Origin of the sequence: Arthrobacter sp. NPDC080082 (assembly GCF_040686595.1) — a bacterium.
Classification (GTDB): Bacteria; Actinomycetota; Actinomycetes; order Actinomycetales; family Micrococcaceae; genus Arthrobacter.
On the sequence record NZ_JBFBKQ010000003.1, the window covers coordinates 418,913 to 445,073 of the forward strand.

The 26,161-nt window shown below is 70.2% G+C and carries 21 protein-coding genes and 2 tRNA genes; 13 read left to right on the forward strand and 10 right to left on the reverse strand.

The window, feature by feature from the left end; genetic code table 11:
- Positions 1-8: 8 nt before the first annotated feature.
- Together AB0O44_RS08845 and AB0O44_RS08850 are read right to left on the reverse strand one after the other, a co-directional pair.
- Positions 9-96: transfer RNA gene (locus tag AB0O44_RS08845), tRNA-Ser, on the reverse strand.
- 73 nt (positions 97-169) lie between these two features.
- Positions 170-2,407: a prolyl oligopeptidase family serine peptidase gene (locus AB0O44_RS08850; protein WP_364136594.1), complete on the reverse strand. Its 2,238-nt coding sequence runs from the start codon at positions 2,405-2,407 to the stop codon at positions 170-172.
- 74 nt (positions 2,408-2,481) lie between these two features.
- Between AB0O44_RS08850 and AB0O44_RS08855 the strand changes: the two genes are divergently transcribed.
- Positions 2,482-4,485 (forward strand): FAD/NAD(P)-binding protein, encoded by a 2,004-nt coding sequence (locus tag AB0O44_RS08855; RefSeq protein ID WP_364136596.1) that lies wholly within the window; start codon positions 2,482-2,484, stop codon positions 4,483-4,485.
- A 134-nt stretch (positions 4,486-4,619) separates the two neighbouring features.
- Here AB0O44_RS08855 and AB0O44_RS08860 read toward each other — a convergent pair whose 3' ends face one another.
- Both AB0O44_RS08860 and AB0O44_RS08865 read right to left on the reverse strand, forming a co-directional pair.
- A complete protein-coding gene (locus AB0O44_RS08860) occupies positions 4,620-9,164 on the reverse strand; it encodes an ExeM/NucH family extracellular endonuclease (RefSeq protein WP_364136598.1) in 4,545 nt (1,514 codons plus the stop codon).
- Positions 9,165-9,634: 470 nt separating this feature from the next.
- Positions 9,635-10,183, reverse strand: coding sequence for a TspO/MBR family protein (locus AB0O44_RS08865; protein ID WP_364136600.1), 549 nt, complete (start codon positions 10,181-10,183; stop codon positions 9,635-9,637).
- A 593-nt stretch (positions 10,184-10,776) separates the two neighbouring features.
- On the opposite strand from AB0O44_RS08865, the gene AB0O44_RS08870 reads away from it, so the two are divergent.
- Complete coding sequence (locus tag AB0O44_RS08870; RefSeq protein WP_290256523.1) at positions 10,777-11,463, forward strand: PAS and ANTAR domain-containing protein; 687 nt, start codon at positions 10,777-10,779, stop codon at positions 11,461-11,463.
- On the opposite strand, the gene AB0O44_RS08875 is transcribed toward AB0O44_RS08870, so the two are convergent.
- On the reverse strand, positions 11,399-12,112 hold the full coding sequence (locus AB0O44_RS08875; protein WP_364136602.1) for a TetR/AcrR family transcriptional regulator C-terminal domain-containing protein: 714 nt from the start codon (positions 12,110-12,112) through the stop codon (positions 11,399-11,401). The genes AB0O44_RS08870 and AB0O44_RS08875 overlap by 65 nt on opposite strands.
- A 208-nt stretch (positions 12,113-12,320) precedes the next feature.
- Here AB0O44_RS08875 and AB0O44_RS08880 point away from each other — a divergent pair, with 208 nt between their 5' ends.
- On the forward strand, positions 12,321-12,578 hold the full coding sequence (locus AB0O44_RS08880) for a hypothetical protein (protein WP_364136604.1): 258 nt from the start codon (positions 12,321-12,323) through the stop codon (positions 12,576-12,578).
- Positions 12,579-12,744: 166 nt separating this feature from the next.
- Here the strand turns inward: AB0O44_RS08880 and AB0O44_RS08885 are convergent, their stop codons facing one another.
- Together AB0O44_RS08885 and AB0O44_RS08890 are read right to left on the reverse strand one after the other, a co-directional pair.
- Positions 12,745-13,455, reverse strand: a complete 711-nt coding sequence (locus AB0O44_RS08885) for an EAL domain-containing protein (protein WP_364136606.1) — start codon at positions 13,453-13,455, stop codon at positions 12,745-12,747.
- Between the two features lie 242 nt (positions 13,456-13,697).
- Positions 13,698-13,785: transfer RNA gene (locus AB0O44_RS08890), tRNA-Ser, on the reverse strand.
- Between the two features lie 153 nt (positions 13,786-13,938).
- Here AB0O44_RS08890 and AB0O44_RS08895 point away from each other — a divergent pair.
- The 7 genes from AB0O44_RS08895 (at position 13,939) to AB0O44_RS08925 (ending at position 20,489) form a co-directional block, all read left to right on the forward strand.
- Entirely contained in the window at positions 13,939-14,922 is a 984-nt protein-coding gene (locus AB0O44_RS08895) for an NAD(P)H-quinone oxidoreductase (RefSeq protein ID WP_364136608.1), read from the forward strand.
- 131 nt (positions 14,923-15,053) lie between these two features.
- The gene (locus tag AB0O44_RS08900) at positions 15,054-15,587 is read left to right on the forward strand and encodes a PadR family transcriptional regulator (RefSeq protein WP_364136610.1); all 534 of its coding nucleotides are present in this window, start codon (positions 15,054-15,056) and stop codon (positions 15,585-15,587) included.
- A 149-nt stretch (positions 15,588-15,736) separates the two neighbouring features.
- Positions 15,737-18,037: a carbon starvation CstA family protein gene (locus AB0O44_RS08905; RefSeq protein WP_364136612.1), complete on the forward strand. Its 2,301-nt coding sequence runs from the start codon at positions 15,737-15,739 to the stop codon at positions 18,035-18,037.
- Between the two features lie 11 nt (positions 18,038-18,048).
- Positions 18,049-18,240 carry a YbdD/YjiX family protein gene (locus AB0O44_RS08910; RefSeq protein ID WP_364136614.1) on the forward strand — a complete coding sequence of 64 codons (192 nt, stop codon included), beginning with the start codon at positions 18,049-18,051 and terminating at the stop codon, positions 18,238-18,240.
- Between the two features lie 189 nt (positions 18,241-18,429).
- Positions 18,430-19,077 carry a bacterial proteasome activator family protein gene (locus tag AB0O44_RS08915; protein ID WP_290256515.1) on the forward strand — a complete coding sequence of 216 codons (648 nt, stop codon included), beginning with the start codon at positions 18,430-18,432 and terminating at the stop codon, positions 19,075-19,077.
- A 6-nt stretch (positions 19,078-19,083) separates the two neighbouring features.
- Positions 19,084-19,530: a hypothetical protein gene (locus AB0O44_RS08920; RefSeq protein ID WP_290256514.1), complete on the forward strand. Its 447-nt coding sequence runs from the start codon at positions 19,084-19,086 to the stop codon at positions 19,528-19,530.
- Positions 19,531-19,643: 113 nt separating this feature from the next.
- Positions 19,644-20,489: an aldo/keto reductase gene (locus AB0O44_RS08925; protein ID WP_364136616.1), complete on the forward strand. Its 846-nt coding sequence runs from the start codon at positions 19,644-19,646 to the stop codon at positions 20,487-20,489.
- A gap of 120 nt (positions 20,490-20,609) precedes the next feature.
- On the opposite strand, the gene AB0O44_RS08930 is transcribed toward AB0O44_RS08925, so the two are convergent.
- Together AB0O44_RS08930 and AB0O44_RS08935 are read right to left on the reverse strand one after the other, a co-directional pair.
- Positions 20,610-20,804, reverse strand: a complete 195-nt coding sequence (locus AB0O44_RS08930) for a hypothetical protein (protein WP_290256512.1) — start codon at positions 20,802-20,804, stop codon at positions 20,610-20,612.
- A 38-nt stretch (positions 20,805-20,842) separates the two neighbouring features.
- Positions 20,843-21,844, reverse strand: coding sequence for a hypothetical protein (locus AB0O44_RS08935; RefSeq protein ID WP_364136618.1), 1,002 nt, complete (start codon positions 21,842-21,844; stop codon positions 20,843-20,845).
- Between the two features lie 72 nt (positions 21,845-21,916).
- Between AB0O44_RS08935 and AB0O44_RS08940 the strand changes: the two genes are divergently transcribed.
- Positions 21,917-22,390, forward strand: a complete 474-nt coding sequence (locus AB0O44_RS08940) for a DUF2231 domain-containing protein (RefSeq protein ID WP_290256510.1) — start codon at positions 21,917-21,919, stop codon at positions 22,388-22,390.
- On the opposite strand, the gene AB0O44_RS08945 is transcribed toward AB0O44_RS08940, so the two are convergent.
- Positions 22,350-23,507, reverse strand: coding sequence for an MFS transporter (locus tag AB0O44_RS08945; RefSeq protein WP_364136620.1), 1,158 nt, complete (start codon positions 23,505-23,507; stop codon positions 22,350-22,352). The two genes, AB0O44_RS08940 and AB0O44_RS08945, sit on opposite strands and share 41 nt — an antisense overlap.
- A 230-nt stretch (positions 23,508-23,737) precedes the next feature.
- Between AB0O44_RS08945 and AB0O44_RS08950 the strand changes: the two genes are divergently transcribed.
- Together AB0O44_RS08950 and AB0O44_RS08955 are read left to right on the forward strand one after the other, a co-directional pair.
- Positions 23,738-24,841: a hypothetical protein gene (locus tag AB0O44_RS08950; RefSeq protein WP_364136622.1), complete on the forward strand. Its 1,104-nt coding sequence runs from the start codon at positions 23,738-23,740 to the stop codon at positions 24,839-24,841.
- 74 nt (positions 24,842-24,915) lie between these two features.
- The gene (locus tag AB0O44_RS08955; RefSeq protein ID WP_364136624.1) at positions 24,916-26,154 is read left to right on the forward strand and encodes a hypothetical protein; all 1,239 of its coding nucleotides are present in this window, start codon (positions 24,916-24,918) and stop codon (positions 26,152-26,154) included.
- Positions 26,155-26,161: the final 7 nt, after the last annotated feature.

Genomic DNA, 26,161 nt, shown 5'->3' on the forward strand with positions numbered 1-26,161 from the left:
GCCAAACGCGGAGACGGGGGGATTTGAACCCCCGGTGGAGTTGTGCCCCACACTTCATTAGCAGTGAAGCCCATTCGGCCGCTCTGGCACGTCTCCATCCGCTATCACTAGCCCACCAAGGATACGCAGAAGCGGCCATGCAGCGCAAAACGGTTGGCGGGCCGCCGGGTCAGGCGCCGCTGCCCGCCAGCGCCCGCCAGAGGAAGTGCTGGCTGCGGCTCTGCAGCGCCGCGGCCTGCCGGTTGTCCGAGGCGCCGGCGTGGCCGCCCTCGAGCGCCTCGTGGAACCACACGTTCGGGATCCCCATCGCCTGCATGCGCGCCGCCATCTTGCGCGCCTGCACCGGCCCCACCCGGTCGTCCGAGGTGGCGGTCCAGATCAGCGTCTCCGGGTACTCAACCCCGTCCCGTAGCAGGTGGTAGGGCGAGAACGTCCGGATGAACTCCCACTGGCCGGCGTTGTCCGGGTCGCCGTACTCGCCGATCCAGGAGTAGCCGGCCGAGAGTTTGCTGTACCGGCGCATGTCCAGCAGCGGCACACCGCAGGAGACGGCGCCGAAAAGCTCCGGGTACTGGGTGAGCATGTTGCCCACCAGCAGGCCGCCGTTGGAGCCGCCCACGCAGCCCAGCCGCTCCCGCGAGGTCACGCCGCGGGAGATCAGGTCCCTGGCCACCGCGGCGAAGTCCTCGTAGGCGCGGTGCCGGTTTTCCTGCAGGGCGGCGCGGTGCCAGGCGGGCCCGTATTCGCCGCCGCCCCGGATGTTGGCCACCACGTAGACGCCGCCGCGGCTGTGCGGGGCCCCGCCGTCGGCCCCGGCCATCTCCTCGGTCCGGCGTTCCAGCCAGGCACGGCCCACCACGCCGCTGTAGGCGGGGGTGCGGGAGACCTCGAATCCGCCGTAGCCGGAAAGCTGGGTGGGGTTCTGGCCGTCGAGAACCAGGCCGCGCGCCGCGATCTGGAAGTAGGGGACGCGGGTCCCGTCCTGCGAGACGGCGAAGTGCTGCTGCACCTCGTACGCGTCCTCCTCGAAGAACGACGGCGCGGTGCGCACCACCTCGTGGTTGCTGACCACCCCGTCGACGCCGGCGCGGGTGAGCGTGCCGCGGGTGAGGGTGGTGGGCGTGGTGAAGCCGGTAGCCACCAGCCAGAAGTCGTTGCCCCCGGCGGCACCGGCGTCCACGGAACCGTCCGCGCCCTCGACGGAGTCCTCGTCGTCGACGGCGTAGGCGTTCACGTCGTGCAGCGGCGGGCAGGCGTCCAGGACCTTGACCGCCCAGGCCGAGTCGGTGCCGGGCCGCTGCGGGTCCAGCACCCGGATCTCGGAGGACACGTCGCGCAGCAGGTTCAGCAGCAGGAAATCCCGGGTCCAGCTCCAGGACTGCAGCGAGGTGTGCTCATCCGGGGTGAACAGCACGGCCAGGTCGCGGCCGCCGGCCAGGAAGGACTCGAAGTTCACGGCCAGCAGGGAGCCCGCGGGGTAGCTGGTGCCCTCCAGTGTCCAGTCTTTCTGCGGCCGGAACAGCAGCCAGTCCCGGTGCGAGCTGACGTTCACGTCCGCGGGCACATCGATCTCCACCCACTGGCCGTCCACCAGCACCGAGGTGCGGGTCTCGAAGAAGCTGACCCAGTCCACGGCGAAGGTCCGCTCGTAGCCGGGCGTCGAATCGTGCACCACCAGGGCCATCATGTGCTCTTCGGGGATTTCGAACAGCGTCTCGGCGTCGGCCAGGGTCCCGCCGCGGCGCAGCACGACGCCGGTGCTGGCGTAGGAGGACGTGGTCCGCGGCAGCCCCTCGGCGGTGCTGGAGACCAGCAGCGTGTCCTCGTCCAGCCAGGACGCGTTGCCCTTGGCGGTGGGCAGGTCGAAGCCGCCCTCGGCCGGGTCCACGAAGGCGCGGCGTTCGACGTCGAACTCGCGGTAGCGGTTGGCGTCGCCGCCGTCGGGGGAGAGTGCCAGAAGTGCCCGGCGGTGCTCGCCGCCGTCGGCCGGACGGAGGAAGTTGGCTCCGTGGAAGACCCATTCCTGGCTCTCCTCGGCGGCCAGGGCGTCAACGTCCAGCAGGACCTCCCACGCGGGCGATCCCGCCCGGTAGCTGTCCCAGTCGGTACGCCGCCACAGGCCCTTGGGGTTGGTGCCGTCCTTCCAGAAGTTGTAGTACCAGCGGCCGTGCTTGCCGACCATGGCGATCCGGTCGGTGGAGTCCAGGACTTCCAGGATGCGCTCCTGCAGTTCCGCGTACTCTGCGTCCTCCAGCAGTTCCTCGGTGCGGGCGTTCTGCTCGCGGACCCAGGCCAGCTGTTCCTCGCCGTAGATCTCCTCCAGCCAGATGTTCTCGTCAACGGGTTCGGGCGCGGATCCCGGGGCGGCACCGGACACGGGGAATTGCTCAGCAGCAGTGGTGGTCATGGGCCCATCCAAGCAACTGCCTCGCCGGGCAGGCAAGTCAAGCCGCCGGGCCCGATGCCGATACTCTGGATGCCGTGGCAACAACGCAAAGCATCCGGACGGCACTGATCGGCGCCGGTCCCCGGGGCACCAGCGTGCTGGAACGGCTGCTCGCCAACTGGGCCCCCGCGGCCCCCGGCGCCACCCTGCAGATCGACGTCATCGACCCCTACCCGGCCGGCCCGGGGCACGTCTGGCGCCCCGACCAGTCGCGGCTCTACCTGATGAACACCCAGTCGTTCTACCCCACCGTGGTGCCCCAGGACCCCGGCCTTGCGCCCCCGCTGGCCGGCGGGACCTTCGAGCAGTGGCGGCAACGCCAGCGCCAGGACCCCGACGCGGCGCTCAGCGGCGCCGAACGCGAGGAACTCGGCGCCCTTGAGGCCACCGGATTCCCCAGCCGCGCGCTGTATGGGCGTTATCTGCGGCACACCCTCGAGGAGCTGGTCGCTGCGGCGCCCGAAGGCGTCACTGTTACCTTCCACCGGACGTCCGCGACGGCGGTCCGCCCCGTCACAGGTGAGGACGACGCCGGCAGCGGGTTCGACGTCGAGCTCGCGGACGGGACCACGCTGAGGGTCGGGTCGGTGGTGCTGGCCCTGGGCCACCTGGAATCCCGGCTGAACCCCGAACAGCGCGGGCTGCAGGCGGCCGCCGGTGAGCTCGGCCTGACCTACCTTCCGCCGGCCGTCCCGGCCGACGTCGACTGGTCCGCCATCCCGGCCGTGCAGCCGGTGCTGGTGCGCGGCATGGGGCTGAACTTCTTCGACGTGATGGGCCAGCTGACCGAGGGCCGGGGCGGGACGTTCCTGCCCGCGGACGACGGCGCCGGGCTCACCTACCTGCCCTCGGGCCGGGAACCGTTCATCATCGCAGCGTCCCGCCGGGGCACCCCGTACCGGGCCAAGGCCACCCTCTCCGGCTACTACCCGGCCTCGGTCAGCCTCCGGTACCTCACGGAGGAGGCGGTGGGCCGCTTCGCCGCCGCCGGCGTGGTGCCCGCCTTCGACCACGACCTCTGGCCGCTGCTCCACCGCGACGCAGTCTGGGCCTACTACTCCACCCTGGCGCGCTCGCAGCCGGACGCCGTCGGACCCGGCCCGGAACGCTTCCTGGCCCTGCTGGAGGAGGCGCTGCACCCGCACGCGCACTCCACCGCCAGGTGGGAGGACGCCGCTACCGAGGTCATCGAGGCGCACGTGGACCCCGCCTGCCGGCTGGACCTGCTGGGCCTGGCCGCGCCCCTGGCCGGGCGCAGCTTCGCCTCCCGGGCGGAGCTGGACGCTGCGGTGACGGACTACCTGCTCGACGACGCCCGGCGCTCCGTCCGGGGCGAGGACGATCCGGTGAAGATGACGATTGGCGCGTTGCACCACGGACGCGCCGTGTTGAAGTCCGTGGTGGCCGACGGCGGCATCACCGACGAGTCCTGGGTGGCCGGGCTGCGCGGCTGGTTCGAGGCCTTCGTGGAGGGCCTGGCCAGCGGGCCGCCCGCCCTGCGCGCCGAGCAACTCGCGGCGCTGGTCCGCGCCGGTGTGGTCAGCTTTGTCGGCCCCGACCCGAAGTTCGGGGTGGACCGCAAGGCCGGCGTGTTCACGGCCGCCTCCCCGTGGGTGGGCGGCCCGGGAGAGACTCCGGGCTCAGCCACGGGCATCGCGCCGGCGGAAACCCCGGCCCGGGTCGAGGCATCCGTCCTGGTGGAGGCCCTGGCCCCGGCGAACCGGGTGGGCGTCAACGCCTCGCCCCTCCTCGAACAGCTGCTGGCCGACGGCCTGGTCCGGCCGCGCCTGACAATGACCGCCGAGGGCATCCCGCTGCAGAGCACCGGCCTGGACGTCGTCCCGCACCCGTACCGCCCGGTGGCCGCGAACGGTGCCGTGACGGAGGGGATCTACGTCCTCGGGCTGCAGCTCTCCGCCGCGCAGTGGGGCACCGCAATCGCCGCGGAGGCCCGGCAGGCGCAGGGCCCGGTCTACCGCAGCGGGCAGCGGACCCTGCGCGACGCGGACGAGATCGCCAGGGACATCCTCGGCGGCTGAGCCCGGGTCAACCAGAACAGGCCCCCCAACGAGAACAGGCACGCCCCGACCCCGGACCGGCCGGCGGACCCACCGCACTGGTGGTCCTCCGTTCCGGCCGGGGCGGGGCGTGCCCGTTCCCGCCAGTCAGGGCATCAGCCCCGCAGGCACTTCTGGTACTTCACCCAGGCGATGCCGTACTTGACCCAGCCGGCCAGGTCGTACCACTTGGTCGGCGGCACCGGGGCGGTGCAGACCGGTGCCGGCGGGGCGCTGGCCGCCACCTGCACCGCGGTCTTCACCACGGTGCCGGACTCGACGGCGGTGAGCACCAGGGTGCCGGTGCCCGCTGCCGCGGCCGCGGGCACGGCGAGGTTGACCGAGGCTGAGCCGGCCGAAACCGGGACGGTGCCCAGCGCGGTGACCTTCCCGGCGGCGTCGGTGAACTCGGCCCGCAGCGAGGTATTGGCCGGGCTGCCGAGCGAGGTGAGGTCCAGCTTCGAGACCGCCAGGGTGATGGCCCCGCCGCCCTTGACCTCGGCCGCGGTGGTGTTGACCAGGGCCACGGAACGGCGTGCGAAGTCCGGCGAGACGGGGTTGTGGGCCTTCAGGTAGGCGATCCACGCGTCCCGGTCAACCAGCCCGGAGTCCTTCGTGCCGGCGCCGGACGTGAAGATCCGGAAGTTGTCGCCGCCGGTTGCCAGGAAGCTGAAGGTGCCGATCCGGTACGACTTCGCCGGGTCGATCAGCGCACCGTTGACCCGGATCGCGGTGATCCGGTCACCCGCGGCGCGGGCGGCGTCGTAGGTGTAGTTGACGTTCTTGGACAGGCCCAGCTGCTGGTAGGCGCGGCTGGGGACCGTGCCGTCCGGGTTGGTCTGCCACTGCTGCTCCAGCAGCGTCTTGAACTGCGCGCCCGTCAGGGTCGTGGTCCAGAGGTTGTTCACGAACGGCAGGACCGCGTTGGCCTCTGCGTAGGTGATGGTGCCGTCCGGGGCGTAGTACAGCTCGTTGCGCAGGCCGCCCGGGTTCACGACGCCGATCTCGGCGCCGCCCAGCTCGGGGGCCTTCAGTGCGTCCACCAGCGAGTCGGCCACGAGGTTGCCCAGGGTGGACTCGCTGCTGCGGTCATCGCGGACAGCGGGGGAGCCGCCGAATGCCGTGGTGATATCCGCGGTGACCTTGCCGACCGGCTGGTTGCCGATCACGGCGGCGTCCGCGACGGCCTTGTCCACGATGGCCTTGACCGCGGCGACGCGCGGGTAGGCGGCGATCAGGTCAGCCGCCGGATCCGTGCTGCGCTTGACGTTGGCCGCCTTGTAACCGGTGACGGACATGGTCTTGGTGTCGATGGTGAGCTGGATCTGGCCGATGAACTCGCCGTAGTTGCCGGTCTGGACGATCGGGCGGGTCTTGCCGGTTGGCTGTCCCGCTCCGTCCAGGACCGGTGCGTCCCAGGCGTACTGCTTGTGGGTGTGGCCGTTGAAGATCGCGGCCACGTCGGGGCTGACCTTCTGGACCATCGCCGCGAAGGGGCCGCCGGCGGCGACTTCCTGCTCCAGGGTGGCGCCTTCGGGCGCTCCGGACCCGGCGCCGTCGTGGTTTTCGACCACGATCACGTCGGCCAGCTTGTCCGCCTTGATCTTCGCGGCGGCCCGGTTGATCGCCTCGACCGGATCGCCGAACTCGAGGTCCGCGATGCCGGCCGGGGTGACCAGGGCCGGGACTTCCTGGGTGACGGTGCCGATCACGGCCACCTTGACGCCGTTCAGCTCCAGCACGGTGTACTCGGGCAGCACCGGCTCGGTGGTGCCCTTCTTGTAGACGTTGGCACCCAGGTACGGGAACTTGGCGTTCGCGTCGCCGGCGATCACGCGGTCACGCAGGTCGGCCCAGCCGCCGTCGAACTCGTGGTTGCCCACGGCCGAGGTGCGCAGTTCCAGGGTATTGAGAACGTCGATGGTCGGCTGGTCCTTGGCCACCGCGGAGGCGAACAGGGAAGCGCCGATGTTGTCGCCCGCGGAGAGGAACGCGGTGGCGCCGGGGGCGGCGGCAGCGCGGAGCTTCTCGATGGTGCCGGCGAACTGCACGGTGTTGGAGTCGATCCGGCCGTGGAAGTCGTTGATTCCCAGCAGGTTGAGGTCGACGCTGGCCGGGAGGGCCGGGCCGGCCTTCAGGTCCAGGCCCACCACCACGGGGTCGTGGTCGCTGGCGCGGAACTGGTCCGGGGCGTAGTAGTCGGTGACGTTGTTGTTGTAGCGGCTGTACTCCAGCGCCACGGATTCCACCGAGTTGATGTTCCAGATGTCCGCGCCGGTGACGGCCGCGTTGGCCGCCGGGGAGGCGAGGATGTGGTCCAGGGAGCCCACCAGGCCGCCGAAGAGGTAGGAGTGCTTGGCGGAGCCGTCGGCGTTCCGGGCCTTCTCGTCCTGGTTGACGTACCCGGCGCCGGTGAGGACGTTGATCGGGTCCTCCTTGGCGTAGGAGTTGAAGTCGCCGATCAGGAAGACCTTGTCCGTGCCCTTGGACTTCTGCAGCTCGTCGGCGAAAGCCAGCAGGGACTGCGCCTGGGCGGTGCGGGCGACGTTGGAGTTGCCCTGGCCCTTGTCCGTGTCGTCCGGGGTCGCGGCGGAGCCCTTGGACTTGAAGTGGTTGGCGATCGCGATGAACTTCTTGTCATCGGAGGCACCGGCCGGCTTGAAGACCTGGGCCAGCGGCTTGCGGGCGCTGGCGAAGGCCACGGTGTCGTTGAGGATGATGGACTCGCCCACCGGTTCGGCGGCGGCCTTCTTGAAGATGAACGCGGTGCGGATCATGTCCTCATCGGACAGCGGGGGCGCGTTGGCGGGGGTGCGGACGTAGTCCCAGATGCCGGGGGTGGCAACGTTCAGGGCGTCCACCAGGGTGGACAGGGCGGCGTCGCGGCTCTTGCCGAACTGGGCCGAGTTCTCGACCTCCATCAGGGTGACGACGTCGGCGCCGGACTTGGTGATCGCGGCAACGATCTTGTCCTGCTGGCGCTTGAAGTTCTCCGCGTTCGCGGCGCCGCGGACGTTGCAGCCGCCCTGGACGGTGATCGGGTTGCCGGCGCGGTCCTTGTAGAACGTGCAGCCGGCCACCTGGTCCCCGGTGGTGGGGAAGTAGTTCAGCACGTTGAAGGAGGCGAGCTTGAGGCTGCCGCCCACGGCCGCGGGGGCATCGGCGCGGGTGGCGCCGAAGCGGGCCGGCTGGACCGTGGCGGCGTTCGCCGGGGTCAGCTGGGTCAGCGGCTGGAACTTCCAGGCGTTGTTGGCGTAGCCCAGGACCACGTTGGTCGTGAACGTCACGGGGGAGCCGACGCGGACCGGGTCGGCGCCTGTCAGGTAGGGCAGCGGCTGCGCCTTGGCGGCGGCGTCCTTGAGGAAGTTGGTGGTGGCGCCGTCGTCGAGCTTGATGCCGCGCTCCGCGTTGGCCGCCACGGTAGCGGTGTACTCGGCGGAGCCGTAGGGTGCGACGGCGGTGGGCTGCTCGAGCGGGGTGGTGCCCCCGGCCAGGCCGATCTCGCCGTACTGGTTCAGCGAGAAGTTGTCCGCCACCGTGACGGGGCCCTGCGGGGTCAGGAGCATGCCCTCGAGGGATTCGCGGAACGCCTCGCTGGCAGGAAGGCTGAAGCCGGTGGCCTTGACCTCCGGGGCGGCCTCGGCCAGCGCGGCGATCCCGGTGGTGCCGGTGACGTTGAGCTGGGTCATGCCGTAGTACTCGGCGACCTCGCCGGTCACCTCGAGGTAGTCGCCGATCTTCACGGAGGCGACGGCGGCGGGTGCATAGACGAAGATGCCGTCGGAGGCGGTGTGGTTGGCCGGGGTCAGGTCACCGCCGGTACCGGGGGTCTGGAGGTAGAAGCCGGAGATCCCGCCGGTGGGGTAGGCGGCGGTGACCTTGCCCCGGGTGGTGGCGGTGGTGCCGGTAAACGGGCTGGCGGCGCCGGTGCCCTGGATCTCGGCGATGGTGCGGTTCACCGGGGGAGTGCCGGGGGCCGGGTCGACGGGAGCGGCGGTGCCGTTGGCCGCGCCGGGGGTGATGACGGCGTTGAGGCCGAAGTCCATCGCGTTGTTGTTGCTGTCCACACCGTTGGCGCGGTTGAGGCTGCGGACATCGCCGGTGCCCGACGGGGCGGCCGCGGCCTGGGTCTCGAAGGTGTTCGAGCTGCCGTAGCCGAGGATGTCCGCGACGCTGGCGGGCTCGATAACCGAGCCGGTGCCCAGCGGATTCAGGGCCGCCGGCTGCTTGGCAAGGATGATGGTGCCGCCGCCGACGGCCGGGTTGAACCCGGTGGCCGTGGCGTCCGCCGCGGGCAGGTCCTGGCCGGTGGCGCCGTTGCTTCCGGCCTTGAGCAGGTAAAACCCCTTGGCCGCGATGGTGCCGGTGAGCGGCGCCGTCGAGCTGGGCGCCCCGGTGCCGGTCGCGGAGCGGTACTGGATGGACCAGCCCTCCAGGGATACGGGTGCGTCAGAGGAGTTGTACAGCTCCACGAACTTGTTCTTGAAGGCGGCTCCGGCGCTGCCGCCGCTGAGGTACGCCTCGTTGATGGTCACCGGCGATGTTCCGGCGGCTGCCGGCGAGACCTCCAGTGCTGCGGCCGGAACGGCTGTCAGCGGGGCGGCGATGAGCCCCGCTGACAGCGCGGTGCCCAGCGCTGTCTTCCATGGTGTGATTTTCATTCGCTCTGACTCTCATGAAGGTGCCCGGGTAAGGGCTGGGTGCGATGTCCGGGGTTGTGGCCCCGCGGACGGGCCGGGCTGCTCCTGGTCAAGCAGGTCCCGGCACAGCAAAACAGGGGTGAATGAACACGGAGTGAATGACGTGAACACTCGGCGGGGCGTTCCCCAGCGAAACGCCCAGCAGCCGGCGCGGAAACCCCACCAAAGGGTGTCTCCGGCGACGGGTGGTGGTTGGTACTACGGTGCGTCCCGGCCTTTCCCCTGGCCCGGACACCCCAAAAGAGTACCGACCACGTTCCGCTGAATCAGCGGGTGGCCGGTGCTGGTTAACGCAATTTTTCCAAAAGATTTACTTAGGGTTGGGGCGCCGGGGCGCGCCGGAAGGCCGGCGCTCGCCGTGTTGCGGCCCGGGGTCCCGGGCGGTCAGTGCTGGTTGGGGGTTCGGGCGGTCAGTGCTGGTGAGGGGGAGGTCAGTGCCGGCCGGAATTCAGGCGGGCGATCGCGGCGGACAGGACCGTGGCGAAGCCGCACCAGAGCGGGTAAGGGACCAGGGCGACGCCGGCGGTGCGGTTGAGCGCGTAAGTGCGTCGGGCGAGGTCCGCGCTGCTGAGCGCCAGTACCCCGGCCTCGGCCGCGGCCAGCCAAGGCTTCCGGGAGCGCCAGAAGAGCCAGCTCCACCCGGCGTTCAGTGCGAGGTTGGCGGCCAGGGCGGCGCGGTAGGCGCGGATTGCCTTTTGCCGCTCCACGGCTGTGGGTGCGCCGGACGTCCGGGCCGCGCCCGCCGTGGCCTCGTTGCCGTGCGCGCCGGCCGGGCCGTCGCTGTCGAGGGCGACGGCGGAGGTCACCGCGATGTCGGCGTAGAGCGCGGTCCAGACGAGCGGGAACGCCAGGGTGGGAGGCTGCCACTCGGGCTTCCGGAGCGTCGTGTACCAGCGGCTTTCCGGGTCCGTGGCCAGCCCGCCCAGGGCGGCAGTTGCGGCGGTGGCGGCGGCGGTCCACACCAGGGTGAGCGCTTTCATTGCGGTTCCTCGTTCCGTTGCTGGCGGCGTGGGACCAGACTAACGCCGCCGCGACGACGGTCAAAGGGAGGGCGCGGGACGACCGGCGTGGCCCCGGCCGGCTCTCCCGCAGCTCCGGGCGGTACCGCCGTCGGGAGCTCAAAGATCCGTTTTAAACCCTTGGGCTGGGCGGTCCATTTTGTTATGGTGTGAGAGGTCAGGCAGGCGGCCACTACCCAATGACGGGAGGCCCTGCCTGATGTGCCACTATCTACCGCGGGGCGCCGTCGTCGGCCCCGCCATCGCCGGCGTCGGGTGCCGGCACGGCCCCTGAACCCCTCACTGGAATTCCCCGGACCTGCCGTGCCGCCCGCCCTGAATCGGGCGTGTTTCGGATATGGGTGCGCCCCGATGCTATTGGGGGATGCATCGGGGCGCTGGTCGAAAGCATATCCCGGGGTGCATTGCAAGTCAAATGCCCCGCGGAGGTCCGGTGGAGGAGAGCGGAGTGTGGCCCGCAGTTATTGGGGGCGGGCCACACACCCTCCCCGGGCAGGCTGTCGCGCCGGCTGCGCATTGCGGATTCGCGGCATGCGACGAGAAGGAGGAAGGCTATGACCGAAACTCCCGGCCCCGCCTATGCCAGCGGGGTGAACGCCTCGATTCTGCCGGCCGGAACCTTTGTGATGGACGGGGCCACCCGGTGCATGGCCTGGTCCGATGAGCTGTACGCCATCCACGGCTACAAGCGCGGCGAGGTTGTGCCCACCTTGGCCCTGACCTTGGCACACAAGCACCCGGGGGACCTGCCCCGGATCGAGGCGATCAGCGCCGAACTCTTCGCGCACGGCGGCCACGTGGCCATCTACCACCGCATCATCGACGCCCGATCCCACGAACACCGGGTCCTGACGGCCGGGGAGGCCGTGCTCGACGACGCCGGACGGCTGGCCAGCGTCTCGGGCGTCATGCTGGACCTCACGTCCACCATCCAGTGGGAGACCGAACTTACCGCGCGCGACGCCGTGCGCCGCGCCATGGCGACCAGGGGGACCATCGCCAAGGCGGAGGGAATCCTGATGGGCCGGCTGGGCGTCGGTTCCGACGAGGCGTTCAGGCTGCTCACGTCCTTCAGCAACAACCGGAACGTCAAACTTGCCGGGGTTGCCCAGGCGCTGGTGGCCCTGGCGGACAATTCGGCCGAGGCGCCGGCGCTCGGGGCGATGATCGACGAGCTCAGGCGGCGGGCGTCGGCTCCTGTGGCGAGAGGCGGGCGGCCAGGCCCGACAGCAGGATCGTGAGGCCCTCGTCCAGTTCCGCCTTGCCGTCGTAGTCGATCAGCACGTCAGCCAGGGCCCGGAGGTGGGTGAACTCCCGCGCCGGAAGCTGGTGAAGGCCCAGCCGTAGCAGCGCCTCACTTTCCTCCGGATCCACCACGAACTCCTGCAGCTCGTTGAGGATGTGGCCGTAGAGGTAGCCGTAATATGCGCGGTAGACGTGCAGGGCATCGCTCGCGGCAAAACCGGCCCTCACCAGCAGGGACAGGATCAATTCCAGCGGCCGGAGCGTGCCCGGCGGGCGAAGACCCAGCGGGGTGGACAGCGGCCGGGTCACCAGCAGGGGCACCACATTGGGGTGGCGCAGTGCCACCTCGCGGAGGCTGTGGGCGATGCGCCGGAGGTGGAGCTGCCAGTCCTCCGTCTCGGGAAACACATCCAGTTCGTCGAACACCAGCTCCGTCACGCCGTCCAGCAGGGCCGCGCGGTTCTCCGCGTAGCGGTAGAGGCCCATGGGGTCGCGGCCCAGCGCCTGGCCCAGGCGCCGCATGGTGAGCGCGTCCAGCCCCTCCTCGTCGACCAGCCGGAGGGCTGCGGTGAGGACCAGTTCCCGGCTCAGCCGCGGCTTGGCGGCGGCGGACGACGGCGGGGCGGGGTTTTCCGCGGGAGTCATGGCGATCCGTTCGGTGGGCCGGGAAGCCGGGGTCCATGCTGGTCCCCGGTGCTGTACCCGGCAAGCTTGCTTCGACCCCAGTCTACGCGTACCGTCTACAGTGTAGAGAGGTTGACGCCTTTCACCCGGGCGCCCCGTGCACGGCGGCCCGGTTCAGCCGCTGCAGCCCTCGGCGGCACCACAGCACCCCAGCGGAAATGAGCCAACAATGGCAGATTCGCAGTTTGACCAGTTCCTCCTCGAAGCAACCACTTCTGACAACGCCGCAACGGTCGGCATTGGCCGCGACTGCCTGTACGGCGTCTACACCAGCTGGTGCTTCCTGACCCAGTCCGTTCCGAAGCCCGAAGACGCCTTCTGGGCCGCGATGAAACAAAAACGCATCCGTCCCGGCCGAACGCCGCTCCGCATCAAGGGTCCGGCGGCCGCGGATTACATCATGTCCACCTATCCCGGGATGATCTAGGCATCAGCAGCCGATCGACCGCCGCCGGTAGATACAGAGCATCAGAAAAGAGGGCCGCGGGTCCGGCCGAATGGCCGGACCCGCGGCCCTCTTTCGCGCTTACCTGCCGGTCCGCCGACGGCCGGTCCGCCCACGGGCACTATCGCCCTATGATGCGGCGATGCGGTTACGCGACGGCGGGAACCTCGTGCAGGTCACGGACGGCGGGCAGTTCCTCGAAGGCGGGCTTGGCGAACCAGTATCCCTGGAAGAGGCGGATGCCGGCGGCCTTCAGCATCAGGTACTCGGCCTCGGTTTCGATGCCCTCGGCCAATACGGTGATGTCGAGTTTCCCGGCGATGGCGACGATCCCGTCCACCACGGCCTGCCGTGCCGGGCTGGTGTCCACGTCGCGCAGCAGCTTCATGTCGATCTTGAGCAGATCCGGCTGGAAGTCCACCAGCAGGCCCAGGCCTGCATGCCCGGCGCCGAAGTCGTCGATGGCGGTGGTGAAGCCGTGCTTGCGGTATTCGGTGATGATCTTCTGCAGGTGCGCGGTATCCGCCACCTCTTCGTTCTCGGTGAACTCGAACATGATGGCCGACGTCGGGAAGTTGTTCCGCCGGGCGGCGGACAGTGTGGCGCGCAGGCAGGCGGCCGGCTCGTAGACGGCGTTCGGCATGAAGTTGATAGAGAGCATCAGGGGCTCGTCCGCCGGGAACAGGCGTGAGGCGAGTTCGATGGCCTTGACCCGGCAGTCCTGATCGAAGCGGTACTTCTGTTCGGGGGAGACCTGGGACAGGACCGAGTAGGCGCCCTCGCCGGCGAGCCCGCGCACCAGTGCCTCGTAGCCCCATACCCGGCCGGCGACGGCGTCGTAAATGGGCTGAAAAGCCATGCTGAAATCGAAGTCGAGTTTCGCGGCAGTGCTGCAGCCGTCGCAGGTCATAGGGGCGTCCTTTCGTGGTTTAGGTCCACCGTAGGTCCACCGCCCGTGCCCGCCCCGAAACCGGCCGTCCGCATTTTTCCGTGTCGGAGGCGTCCAAACCGTCCAAAGACTGCCCCGGTACGGGAAAGGCCGGTGCCCGCAGCCTCTCAGCTGCGGCCACCGGCCTCTTGGCGCGCACTGGGCGCATCCCGCGGAAGGTAAGAGATTCGAACTCTTGGTACGGGGTTACCGCACACTGGTTTTCAAGACCAGCTCCTTCGGCCGCTCGGACAACCTTCCCTCCCGCGTAGTCTTTCATAGTCGGCGGACGGCCACAAAAGTCTTGATGGTCCCCGCCGGAGCCCCCGCCGCGTCCTAGGCTGGGGGAAGTGCACGTACGGCTGGCCGTGGCCGGCGGGCAGGCAAGACATCGGTGAAGAAGCGGAGAACTCCATGAAGGCTGTCTACATCTCAGAGCCCGGCGGACCCGAGGTCCTGGAGGTGCGGGACGTTCCTGCGCCGGTTCCCGGCCCCGGCGAGGTCCTTATCGACGTCGTGGCCGCCGGGCTAAACCGGGCGGATGTCCAGCAGCGCCGCGGGTTCTACCCGCCGCCCCCGGGTGCCTCGGAGATTCCCGGGCTGGAGGTCTCGGGCCGGATCGCGGGCTTCGGCCCCGGTGTCACCAAGCCCTTCTCCCAGGGCGACAAGGTGGTGGCGTTGCTGGCAGGCGGCGGCTACGCCGAGCAGGTCGCCGTGCCGGCCGGCCAGGTGCTGCGCGTCCCCGACGGCGTCGACCTGGTCACCGCCGCGTCCCTGCCCGAGGTAGCGGCCACCGTGTACTCCAACCTCGTCATGACCGCCCAGCTGCGCGCCGGCGAGACCGTCCTGATTCACGGCGCCACCGGCGGCATCGGAACCATGGCCATCCAGATGGCCAAGGCGCTCGGGGCGCACGTGGCCACCACCGCCGGCACCGACGAGAAGTTGGGAACCGCCAAGGCCTTCCTGGGCGCGGACATCGCGATCAACTATGCCGAGGAGGACTTCCCGGCGAGCCTCAAGGCGCAGAACGGCGGCCACGGGGCGGACGTGATCCTCGACGTCGTCGGGGCCAAGTACCTCGCGAAGAACATCGAGGCGCTGGCGGACTACGGCCGACTGGTGGTGATCGGGCTCCAGGGCGGCACCACCGCGGAACTGGACCTGGGGCAGTTGCTGCGCAAGCGCGCCGCGATCATCGCAACCTCGCTGCGGCCCCGGCCGGTGGAGGAAAAGACCGTCATCATGGACGCGGTTCGCGACGCCGTGTGGCCGCTCCTGGTGGACGGGCAGGTCCGGACGCTGGTGGCAAAGACCTTCCCGCTGGACCAGGTCCGGGAGGCCCACCGCTACTTCGACTCCGGCGAGCACATGGGCAAGATCCTGCTGGTCATGTGAGCGGAAACATGCCGTTCCGGGCATAGCACGGCACGCGGCGGCGGGCGAATCACGATACTGTAATTCCATGCACGGTATACACGCGTCTTGGGGCGCGTGTATCCCGTCGCCCTGCTAGCGTCGGATACACCATGTCTATCCGCCACAGCCTGCTCGCGCTGCTGCAGGACCGCCCCCGCTACGGCTACCAGCTGCGGACGGAATTCCACGCACGCACCGGCTCCGCCTGGCCGCTGAACATCGGGCAGGTCTACACCACCCTCGACCGCCTCGAGCGCGACGGCATGATCTCCCGGGACGGCGACGACGGCGCCGGCCACATTCTCTACAGCCTCACTCCGGCGGGCGCCGATGAGGTACGGACCTGGCTGCGGACCCCGGTGGGGCGCAGCAACCCGCCGCGGAACGAGCTGGCCATCAAACTCGCCCTCGCCCTGACGCTCCCGGGAGCCGACGTCGGCGGAATCATCCAGACCCAGCGGGCCGTGTCCATCCGGGCGCTCCAGGACTACACCAAGGCCCGCCGCGACGCGGCCGCTCAACCGCGGCTTGCTGACACCGCCCGCCTGCTGGTGCTCGACTCCCTGATCTTCCAGACGGAGGCCGAGGTGCGCTGGCTGGACCTGTGCGAGGCCCGCCTGATGCAGCTCACCGGCCCCGCCTGAGCCGCCGTTGGGCGCGGCGTCTTTACCGTCCGGCGATCGGTGCGGTGCGCGGCGTCGCCGCCGGGACCCGTGAGGTGCGCCACGTTGGTAAGGTGCCATGGGGCAGGTCTGACCATTGGCCTGTCCGATGGGTTTCTCAAGGAGGAGACATGGGCACCATGCCAGCTGGCAGGCCACAGACCGCTGATCCCGAGGACGGCATCACGCCGGTGCCGGGACTGCCACCGACGGCCGTTGACGAGACCGTCCGCGAGGCGGAAGAACGAAAGTGGACCCCGGGGAAGATTGCCCTCTGGGCCGCCATCGCCCTGCTGGGCGGTGTCGCCTGGTTCATGCTGGCGATCATCCGCGGCGAGACGGTCAACGCGATCTGGTTCGTGTTCGCCTCCGTCTGCACCTACCTGATCGGGTACCGCTTCTACTCGAAGGTCATCGAGCGGTACATCACCAGGCCCAATGACCGCCGCGCCACCCCGGCCGAATACAAGGCCGACGGCAAGGATTACGTCCGCACGGACCGCAATGTCCTCTTTGGCCACCACTTCGCCGCCATCGCCGGCGCCGGCCCGCTCGTCGGCCCGGTCATCGCCGCGCAGATGGGCTACCTGCCCGGCACCATTTGGATCATCATCGGCGTCGTCCTCGCCGGCGCCGTCCAGGACTATCTGGTCCTCTTCTTCTCCATGCGCCGCGGCGGCCGGTCCCTCGGCCAGATGGCCCGCGAGGAACTCGGCGTCATCGGCGGCACCGCCGCCTTGATCGCCACGCTGCTGATCATGATCATCATCGTCGCGATCCTGGCGCTCGTCGTCGTCAACGCCCTCGGCGAGAGCCCCTGGGGTGTCTTCTCCGTCGGCATGACCATCCCGATCGCCCTGTTCATGGGCGTCTACCTGCGCTACCTCCGGCCCGGCAAGGTCATGGAAGTCTCCATCATCGGCTTCGTACTCCTGATGGCCGCCATCATCGGCGGCGGCGCCGTCGCCGGCACCGAATGGGGCGCGGCGTTCTTCCACCTGGACAAGGTCACCATAGCCTGGGGCCTGATCATCTACGGCTTCATCGCCGCGATCCTGCCCGTGTGGCTGCTGCTGGCCCCTCGTGACTACCTCTCCACGTTCATGAAAATCGGCGTGATCGTGATGCTGGCCCTGGCCATCATCGTGGTCCGGCCCGAAATCACCGTCCCGGCCTTCAGCGAATTCGCCTCCCGCGACAACGGCCCCGTCTTCTCCGGCGCCGTGTTCCCGTTCCTGTTCGTCACCATCGCCTGCGGTGCCCTCTCCGGCTTCCACGCCCTGATCTCCTCCGGCACCACGCCCAAGCTGATCGAGAAGGAACGCCAGACCCGCCTGATCGGCTACGGCGGCATGCTGATGGAATCCTTCGTCGCGATCATGGCGCTGGTTGCGGCCATCTCGATCGACCGCGGCATCTACTTCGCCATGAACGCCCCGACGGCGCTGACCGGCGGCACCGTGGAAACGGCCGCGCAGTGGGTCAACAGCCTGGGCCTGGCCGGGGTCAACATCACCCCCGACGTGCTCGCCCAGACCGCCAAGGACGTGGGGGAGCAAAGCATCATCTCCCGCTCCGGCGGCGCCCCGACGCTGGCCGTCGGCCTGGCCCACATCATGCAGCAGTTCATCGGCGGCACCGCCATGATGGCGTTCTGGTACCACTTCGCCATCATGTTTGAGGCGCTGTTCATCCTCACCGCCGTCGACGCCGGTACCCGCGTGGCCCGCTTCATGCTGCAGGACTCGATCGGCAACTTCGTCCCCAAGTTCAAGGACCACTCGTGGCGGCCCGGTGCGTGGCTGACCACCGCCGTCATGGTGCTGGCCTGGGGCGCCGTGCTGCTGATGGGCGTCACCGATCCGCTGGGCGGCATCAACACGCTGTTCCCGCTGTTCGGCATCGCCAACCAGCTGCTGGCCGCGATCGCCCTCGCCGTCGTGCTGGCCATTGTCGCCAAGCGCGGGACGTTCAAGTACCTGTGGATCGTGGCACTCCCGCTGGCCTTCGCGGCCGTCGTGACCATCACCGCCAGCTTCTACAAGATCTTCTCCCCGGTGCCGGCGGTGGGCTACTTCGCCCAGAACGCGGCGTTCGCCAAGGCCCTGGCCGACGGCAAGACCTCCTTCGGGACGGCGAAGACGACGGCGGCCATGGAAGCGGTGGTCCGCAACACCATGATCCAGGGCTGGCTTTCGGTGATCTTCGTGGTGCTGAGCATCATCGTCATCATCACCGCCGTGATCGCCGCCGTGAAGGCTTACCGCAACGCCGCCAAGGGCATCGCCAACGTCGAGTACGAGGACCCCGCGCAGCCGTCGCGCGTCTTCGCCCCCGCGGGCGTCTTACCCACCCCGGCGGAGCGGGAGCTGCAGGCCGAGTGGGACAAGCTGCCCGCCGACCGCCGGCTCGAACACTCGGCGCGGCACTAACGGAGCCGGCCATGAATGCGCTCCTCACGGGCCTGCGCGGTTTCGCCGGCTACTTCAGCGGCGTCCTCGGGGCCGACGCGTACCGGAAGTACCTGGAACACCACCGGGATTCCGGGCACACCGGGCCCCCGCTCACCGAGCGGGAATTCTGGCGGGACCACACGGACCGCCAGGACACCAACCCGCAGGGCCGGTGCTGCTAGGGCCGGGCCTGATCCACGACGGCGCCGCCGGGGAACCCCGTGTTCCCCGGCGGCGCTTTTGCGTGTCCGGGCGTCGTCCCGGCGCATCTTCCGCCATCTTCCGGCGGCGGGCGGCTGTGGGCGAACGCGTGACGTGCCCCGGCGTCATGAAGCCCTACCGAGTCCGGATCCGCGTGAGAGTATGAAGCCATGAGCGAGCCGACCGACGCGCAGCCCGGCGAGGACACCCCCGTTGAGGGCATCGCCACCCCCGCGGGCACACCCGAGACCACCCTTCCGGACGGGGCGTCCGGCAGTCAGACCCCCGAGGCGGCCGCACCCGGCCGGCCGCGGGGCAGCCACGTCCAGGACCTGGTGGACGAACCGGCGAAGGTCATGCGGATCGGGACCATGCTGAAGCAGCTGCTGGACGAGGTGAAGTCCGCCCCGCTGGACGACGCCGCCCGGGTCAGGCTCGCCGAAATCCACGAACGCTCCATCCGTGAGCTTGAGGACGGGCTTGCCCCCGAACTGGTCCAGGAACTGGAACGGATCCACCTGCCCTTCGGCGAGAACGGGGCACCCTCCGACGCGGAGCTGCGCATCGCCCAGGCCCAGCTGGTCGGCTGGCTGGAGGGGCTCTTCCACGGCATCCAGACGGCCATCGCCGCCCAGCACGCCGCCCGCGAACACGCCGCCGCGCAGATGCAGCTGCGCCAGCTGCCGCCCGGCACCATGATCGCCCCCGGCGTCATCATCGGCGAGAACGGCGAACCGCAGCGGGCAGCGGAGCCGCGGCCGGGCGCGGATCCGGCCCAGCCAGCGGACCCGGACCACGGCCCGGGCCAGTACCTCTAGGGAGCCATGGGATTCTTCAGCGCCGCACGGCAGGGCCGCAAGGACGACGCCGAACTCGGCAAGGGCCTCTGGCGGCGCGCCCACGACCGCTTCGTCCGCGGCCTGGACCGCTACCACCAGGTGCTCGAAGGCGTCGAGGACGAGACGCTGTACGCGGAACTCGTCGAGATCGCCAACGAACTCTCCGACCTCGCCGTCCGGGTCCGCGCGGTCTGCACGGAGGCCCAGCGCCGCTCGCCCAGCGAGGGCCTGGACATTCCGGGAAACCTCGCCGCGGTACACCGGGCACTGTCGACGGCGGGGAACTCGCTGGCCATGACGGCGGAGGCGGCCGCGATGCTGCGCCTGGCCGTGGGCCCGGTCCCGGTGGGCGCGGCGTCGGTGCGCCGGCGTGCCGAGAACGTCGTTGAACACGTTGAAGACGCCGAACGGCAGCTCGCCGCAGCCTCCTGACGTGGCCCGCCGCCCACGCCACCGCAGGGCGTGCGGATATTCCGGGTTAAGCGGCTAGCTTAGCGGCGCCCGGAACGCTGGTGTCCGGGCCGCGGGCTTGGCAGGATACAACAATGACTTCTTCACCTGAACTGACTTTCAATGACGGCAACACCATCCCTCAGCTCGGTTACGGCGTGTGGCAGGTCGAGGACGACGTCGCGGAAAAGGTCGTAGGCCAGGCCTTTGAGGCCGGCTTCCGCCACATCGACACCGCCAAGATCTACGGAAACGAGGCCGGCGTCGGCCGCGCGATCGCCAGCTCCGGCCTGAAGCCGGAGGAAATCTTCATCACCACCAAGCTGTGGAACTCGGACCAGGGCTACGAATCCACCCTGAAGGCGTTCGAGGAATCCATGGAGCGCCTTGGCCTGGAAACCCTGGACCTGTACCTGATCCACTGGATGCAGCCCAAGCAGCAGAAGTACGTGGACACCTGGAAGGCGCTCATCGAGCTCCAGAAGCAGGGCCGCGTGAAGTCGATCGGCGTCTCCAACTTCTCCAAGGAAGGCCTGCAGGAACTTATCGACGCCACCGGCGTCGTCCCGGCCATCCACCAGATCGAGCTGCACCCGTTCTTCAACCAGGCTGACCTGCGCGAGTTCGGTGCCGCCAACGGCATCCTCACCCAGGCCTGGTCGCCGCTGGGTCAGGGCGGAGAGCTGCTGGAGAGCGCTGTCATCAAGGAGATCGCCGCCAAGCACGATGCCACCCCGGCTCAGGTGGTCATCGCCTGGCACCTGGCCATCGGCAACGTCGTGATCCCCAAGTCCGTCACCGAGTCCCGGATCCGCGAGAACTACGCGGCCCTCGATGTCAGCCTGGACGAGACGGACATCCAGGCCATCAACGGCCTGGACCGCACCGCCGAGGGTGCCGGCCGGATCGGCCCCGACCCGGCCGTGTCCGACTTCGCCTAAGCCGCGAAGCCGGCGGAGCCCACCGCCTCGCAAGGCCCCTGCAGGCGTGACCAAGTCACGACTGCGGGGGCCTTTGCCGTGCCCGGTGCGCGCTGATCGGCCGGGGCCTGAGCGGCGGGCTTAGGCGGCGGCGCGGGCCGCCGTCGGGCGCACGACGTCGATGACCGCCCAGCCGTCCTCGTCCCGGACCTGGCGGCAGGCGAAACGCTCGGCGGATGCGGCGTCGTCAAAGGACTCGGTGCGGATCCGTCCGCAGTCGCCGTCCAGATAGGTGACTTCCCAGTATTCGGCTGCTGATGCCTGTTGCTGTTCCATGGAATTAAGTCTGCAGCCGGCCTCTGACACTCAAGCGGTTAGTCGGCCGGTGTGTCGCCCAACCGCAGGACGCGCTCACGGGCCAGGTCCTCCCGCCGGCGGTCCCGGTCCGCGGCACGGCCGGCCTGGCGGGCCGCCGTGAGCGCGGAATCCCGTTGCCTTCGGGCCTCCCGCAGGCGTTCTTCCGCCGCCGCGAGTTCTTTGGCCAGCCGCGTCACCTCAGCGGCCAAGGCCTCTGCCTGCTCGGTCGCCTCCTTCTGGGCCGCGACCGTGCGGTGTTCCTCCCCGCGGCTGCTGCGGGCAGCCCTGGACGCCTCCTCCAGCGCGGCCCGGGCACGCTCAAGCGCGCTGGGTCCGGGTGGCCGCCGTTGTCCCACCGCGCGCAACCGGGGTTCAGTCCGTTCCTCGGCCCCGGCCTTTGCCCCGGCGCCCTCCGCCTTTTTCCCAGCAGGCGGGGGCCCCTTTGCTGCTCCCTCCGGGCCGGCTTTCAGCCCGGTCACGGGACCGGGCGCTCCGGGGACGGCCACGGCGCCGTCGAGGTCCACTACGTCGACGCCGTCCGCGCTCAGGGCGCGCAACAGCCGTCCGCTGCACACCGCGTCGGCCGCGCCCCGGTCCGCCGTCGCCGCCCGCAGCGTCTCCTCGATTTCCGTCGCGATGGTTGCACTGATGGCGCGGCCCTGCTGGGCGGCGGCCTCCCGGGCGGCGTCGACGGCGGCCGCCAGCTGGGTCCGGCGCTCCCGTCCCAGGCTGCGCAGCGCGGCGGCGTCGAGGCTGTCCTGCGCCCGGCGCATCGCGGTCCCCAGCTCCGCTAGGCCGGCGAGCAGCTCGGGCCGCCGGCGTGCCAGCATGTTCACCGCCCAGGCGCTGGCCGAGGGCTTGGGCAGCGTCCGGACCTCCGCCGCCAGGGCGCGGGTCTCCGGGGTGGGCGCCGACGCAGCCAGCAGCTCCTTCGCGGCCTCGGCCCGCGCCGGGACAAACCCGTCGAACGCCGTGCCGTAGAGCCGCGCCGCGATGCCCGCCAGCTCGTCCGTTGACATGCAAGAATCATAGAAGCTCCGGCCCGATCGCCGGGGGCGCGCAGCGCACGTTCACCGTAGGAGAGCCCCCACGTGATTGAGATTGCCGGCCTGCCGGCCCACATCCTCCTTGTCCACGCCGTCGTCGTCCTCGGCCCCATCGCCGGCGTCGCGGCGATCGTGTACGCCGTCGCCCCGCGCTGGCGGCGGCTCCTGGCCTGGCCGCTGGCCGTGCTCTCGCTCTTGCTGGTGCCGGTGTCCCTGGTGACCGCGCAAGCCGGCGAGCAGCTGGAGAAGGCCCGGCCCGCGACCAAGTTGATCCGCGAACACGCCGAACAGGGCGATGTGTTGAAGTACGTCTCGGTGATCTTCTTCGTGTTCGTCGCCGCGATGATCGTGGTCAGCTACGAACCGATCGGCCGCCGCTTCGCGTTCCTGGGCAGCCTGCGGGAAAACCGCACGGTCCGGATCATCCTCCTCGTCGCGGGTGCCTTGGCCGGCGTGTTCTTCATCTACCAGACCATCGTCACCGGTCACTCGGGCGCGGTGTCCGTCTGGTCCCGCTGACCGCCGCCAGCAACAGCACCAGCGCCACGGCCTGAAGCGCGGCGACGGTCGCCATGAGCGCCGGGCGGAACGGATAGAGCGCTCCGTACAGCGCCCCGCCCGCCAACGCACCGGCCCCCTCGAAGGCGGCAAACACCCCGTACGCCGAACCCTGCCGCGCCTCGGGGACGATGTCTGCGACCAGCGCCTTGACCGTCGAGTCCTGGATCCCGGTCGCGGCGCCCCAGACCGCCACGCCCGCCAGCGCCGGCCCGGCGGCAGGCGAAAGGGCCAGGACGGGCACCAACGCGACGAGCACCGGCAGCACCAGCAGCACCGCCCCGCCGGCACGGTCGTAGAGGTATCCGCTGGCCAGCGCGCCGAGCGCCGCGGCGCCCATGGCGGCGGCGTAGAGCAACGGCACCACGGCCACCGGGACATTGACCGCCGTGCTGAGGTGGAAGGAAATCACGCCGAACGCCACCAGCCCGGCGCTCCAGAAGAAGGCGCCCACGGCGAAGCGCAGGAAGACCGGCGAGAACAACGACGGCGCCGCCGCACCGCCGGGGCCGGCACCCGGGCCGGGTACCCGCCGGCGGAGCCAGACCAGGAGCGCCAGGACAGCCCCCGCGGGTACGGCCAGGACCGCGAACGCGGCCTGCAGGAGACCCGTCGCGGCCAGGACCGCGGCGACCAGCACCGGACCCAGCAAGGCCCCGACCAAATCCAGGGCCTTGTGCGCGGCGAACCCCCGCCCACGGCCCACGTCCGCCGCCGCGGCGGCCAGCAGCACCGTCTTGGCCGGGCTCCGGACGGCTTTGCCCACCCGGTCCGCGATGATGAGCGCCGAAGCCGCGGCCAGTCCTGCCGCTCCCAGGCCCGGAGTCACCGCCAGCAGCGGCACGCTCACCACGGTCATGGCATACCCGGCCACGGTGAAGCTCCAGTACCGCCGGGTGCGGTCCGCCCAGGGACCGAACACCACCCGCAGGCCCTGCGCCGCCGCCTCCGCGCCGCCGGTGACCAGCCCCACCACCAGCGCCGTCGCGCCGAGCTGGCCGAGCAGGGGTCCGGCGAGGGAACGGGCGCCGTCGGACACCAGATCGGTGACCAGGCTGACCAGGCCGAAGCCCGCCACGGTGCCCCAGGCGCGGTTCCCCCGGGGTGCGCGGCTACCTCCCGGTCCCCGGTTCCCTGGCCTGGGATGTGTCCCGCTCGCGGCGGCCGTTTGAGGGGCCGGCCGCTCCGGTGCTGGGCCTTCCATGGCATCAGAATCGCCCACCGGGAGCCCCGCTACAAGGCCTCCCGTGCGGGGCGGCCGGGCTTACAGGTGCCGGGCCGCGGACGATGGTGAGAGTATGAGCAACGATGACTGAACCCCAGAACCACTTTTCGCAGCCCGGCCACGATGCCGGGCCGCCGCGCGTCGCGGCCTGGCAGCTCGAGGAGATGACCGGCGGCCCGGGCGGGGCCACCCCCTGGTGGGAGCAGCAGGAGGCGCCCGCACCGCGGGAGTCCCTGGGGCGGCGGAGCTCCCGGGCCGTCGGCCGGGTGCTGGGGCTGCTGTTCCGGACCGTCGCGGTGGTCAGTGCCGCCGTCCTGATCGCCGCTGGCGCGTTGTACCTGCACGGGGACCTGTCCCCGTCCGGACTGTTGGGGCGGTTCCTTCCCCGACCGGCGGGGCAGCCGCTGCCGAAGGCCGGCGCCACACAGGGGGCCGCCCAGCCGCCCGCCGTTCCGGGAGCCGGAGCCGCTGACGGCGCGGCTCCGGCGCCGCGGGCCGTGACGGACCACCCCCCGGGAGGCCTGGAGGAAAACGCGTCCCCGCTGGGGTCTCCGGCCCCGCTTGCGCGCACGTCGCCGTCGTATGCTTTCCTGCACACCGGGAGCGACGGCAAGCCCTACACCTACGACCCGTGCCGGCCGATCCACTACGTCACCCGCGCCGCAAACTCTCCCGCGGACGGGCCGGTGCTGATCCGGGAGGCCGTGGCCGCCGTGTCCCGCGCCACCGGGCTGGTCTTCATCGACGACGGCGCCACCTCCGAGGCGCCCGCGGCCGAGCACAAGTCCTACCAGTCGGAGCGGTACGGGAACCGCTGGGCGCCGGTGCTGATCGCCTGGGAGACGACGGCGGAGGAACCGCGGTTCACAAACAAGGTCGTCGGCACGAACGTCATGGGCCTGGGCGGCAGCGAGGCCGTCAGCATCGGCAACTCGGGCTTCACGTATGTCAGCGGCCAGCTGGAACTGAACGGCCCGGCGATGCAGGCCATGATCGGCCGCGAGGGTCCGGCACAGGCCCGCGGCGTGATCGAACACGAACTGGGCCACGTTGTGGGGCTGGACCATGTGCAGGACCCCTCGCAGCTGATGAACCCTACCGACTCGATCGGCGTGACCACCTACCAAACCGGTGACCTCACGGGTCTGTCGATGCTCGGCCAGGGTCCCTGCCGGCCGGAGATCTAGGCGGTGCAGCGCTCTTACTGAAGACGCCCAGCGCCGTCGAGTAGGCTCTGGTGCCTATGTGGGGTTCTACGTTCATGTCGAGGGTGCCGATGGGCAAGGCCTGCGCGGTGCTGACGGTCGCGCTGCTGGCCGCGGTGGCCGCCGCGCCGACTGCCGGGGCCGACGACGCGCCCCCATCCGGCTACCCCTCGTGGGCTGACGTCCAGGCCGCCAAGGGCAATGTCGATGCGAAGGACGCCGAGATCCAGAAGATCAACGGGCTCCTGGACGGGTTGCAGCAACAGGCTTCCTCCCTGGGCGCCGCGGCGGTGCGGGCGGGACTGGACTATGCCTTTGCCCACAACAACCTCGAAGCCTCGACAGCGAAGCTGGCGACCCTGAAAGAGAAAACCGCGGCAGCCCATGCCACCGCCGACAAGCTTCACCGGCAAACGGGTGCCCTCGCCGCCCACGACTACATGGGCGGCGCTACGGACCTCGGGCCGTTCTCAGTGCTGGACACACTGCAGAGCAAGGACGGCCTGCAGAAGCTGGACGTCATGCAGTTCGTCGCCCAAAGGACCACGGACCTGTACAACAACTCGCGCGCCGCTGAGGCAGCTGCGGCGTCCCTGGATGCGCAGCAGTCGGTGGAGCAGGCCGAAAACCAGCGGCTCGCCGATGATGCCCAGGCCAAGCTGGCCGCCGCGCAGGACGCCCAGCGGGCCACCCAGGAGAAAGTGGACGAGGAAACCAAATACAGCGGGACCCTCACAGCGCAGCTGGCAACCCTCAAGGACACCAGCGCCGCGGTTGAGCAGAACTACCGCGCCGGGCAGGAAGCCCAGGCCGCCTACGAGGCCCAGCAGGAAGCGCGCCGGAAAGCAGCTGAGGAGGCGGCGGCAGCGGCGGCCAGGGCTGCCGCAGCGGCCGACGCTGCAACGGCCGCGCGGAGACCGGGACCTGCACCGGCGCCTGTACCGGCACCGACGGTGGTGACCCCGGAGATCCCCGGCGGCGCGGTCAACGACCCGGCCGGTGCCCAGGCGTTTGCCGCCAGCCAGCTCGGCTCCCACGGCTGGGGCGGGGACCAGATGAGCTGCCTGGTCAAGCTCTGGAACCAGGAATCGAGCTGGATGACCAACGCCACCAACCCCTCCAGCGGGGCCTACGGCGTCGCCCAGGCCCTGCCGCCGGAGAAGTATTCGTCCACCGGATCCGACTGGCTGACCAACTACCGGACCCAGATTTCGTGGGGGCTCGGCTACATCGCCGGGCGTTACGGGTCCCCCTGCTTCGCCTGGGACCACGAAGTGTCCAACAACTGGTACTGAGACGGTC

What these genes read in the sequence shown, in the direction of transcription:
- AB0O44_RS08850 (WP_364136594.1), bottom strand. Translation starts at nt 2,407, where the DNA reads ATGACCACCACTGCTGCTGAGCAATTCCCCGTGTCCGGTGCCGCCCCG.
- AB0O44_RS08860 (WP_364136598.1), bottom strand. Translation starts at nt 9,164, where the DNA reads ATGAAAATCACACCATGGAAGACAGCGCTGGGCACCGCGCTGTCAGCG.
- AB0O44_RS08865 (WP_364136600.1), bottom strand. Translation starts at nt 10,183, where the DNA reads ATGAAAGCGCTCACCCTGGTGTGGACCGCCGCCGCCACCGCCGCAACT.
- AB0O44_RS08870 (WP_290256523.1), top strand. Translation starts at nt 10,777, where the DNA reads ATGACCGAAACTCCCGGCCCCGCCTATGCCAGCGGGGTGAACGCCTCG.
- AB0O44_RS08875 (WP_364136602.1), bottom strand. Translation starts at nt 12,112, where the DNA reads ATGACTCCCGCGGAAAACCCCGCCCCGCCGTCGTCCGCCGCCGCCAAG.
- AB0O44_RS08880 (WP_364136604.1), top strand. Translation starts at nt 12,321, where the DNA reads ATGGCAGATTCGCAGTTTGACCAGTTCCTCCTCGAAGCAACCACTTCT.
- AB0O44_RS08885 (WP_364136606.1), bottom strand. Translation starts at nt 13,455, where the DNA reads ATGGCTTTTCAGCCCATTTACGACGCCGTCGCCGGCCGGGTATGGGGC.
- AB0O44_RS08895 (WP_364136608.1), top strand. Translation starts at nt 13,939, where the DNA reads ATGAAGGCTGTCTACATCTCAGAGCCCGGCGGACCCGAGGTCCTGGAG.
- AB0O44_RS08900 (WP_364136610.1), top strand. Translation starts at nt 15,054, where the DNA reads ATGTCTATCCGCCACAGCCTGCTCGCGCTGCTGCAGGACCGCCCCCGC.
- AB0O44_RS08905 (WP_364136612.1), top strand. Translation starts at nt 15,737, where the DNA reads ATGGGCACCATGCCAGCTGGCAGGCCACAGACCGCTGATCCCGAGGAC.
- AB0O44_RS08910 (WP_364136614.1), top strand. Translation starts at nt 18,049, where the DNA reads ATGAATGCGCTCCTCACGGGCCTGCGCGGTTTCGCCGGCTACTTCAGC.
- AB0O44_RS08915 (WP_290256515.1), top strand. Translation starts at nt 18,430, where the DNA reads ATGAGCGAGCCGACCGACGCGCAGCCCGGCGAGGACACCCCCGTTGAG.
- AB0O44_RS08920 (WP_290256514.1), top strand. Translation starts at nt 19,084, where the DNA reads ATGGGATTCTTCAGCGCCGCACGGCAGGGCCGCAAGGACGACGCCGAA.
- AB0O44_RS08925 (WP_364136616.1), top strand. Translation starts at nt 19,644, where the DNA reads ATGACTTCTTCACCTGAACTGACTTTCAATGACGGCAACACCATCCCT.
- AB0O44_RS08930 (WP_290256512.1), bottom strand. Translation starts at nt 20,804, where the DNA reads ATGGAACAGCAACAGGCATCAGCAGCCGAATACTGGGAAGTCACCTAT.
- AB0O44_RS08935 (WP_364136618.1), bottom strand. Translation starts at nt 21,844, where the DNA reads ATGTCAACGGACGAGCTGGCGGGCATCGCGGCGCGGCTCTACGGCACG.
- AB0O44_RS08950 (WP_364136622.1), top strand. Translation starts at nt 23,738, where the DNA reads ATGACTGAACCCCAGAACCACTTTTCGCAGCCCGGCCACGATGCCGGG.
- AB0O44_RS08955 (WP_364136624.1), top strand. Translation starts at nt 24,916, where the DNA reads ATGTCGAGGGTGCCGATGGGCAAGGCCTGCGCGGTGCTGACGGTCGCG.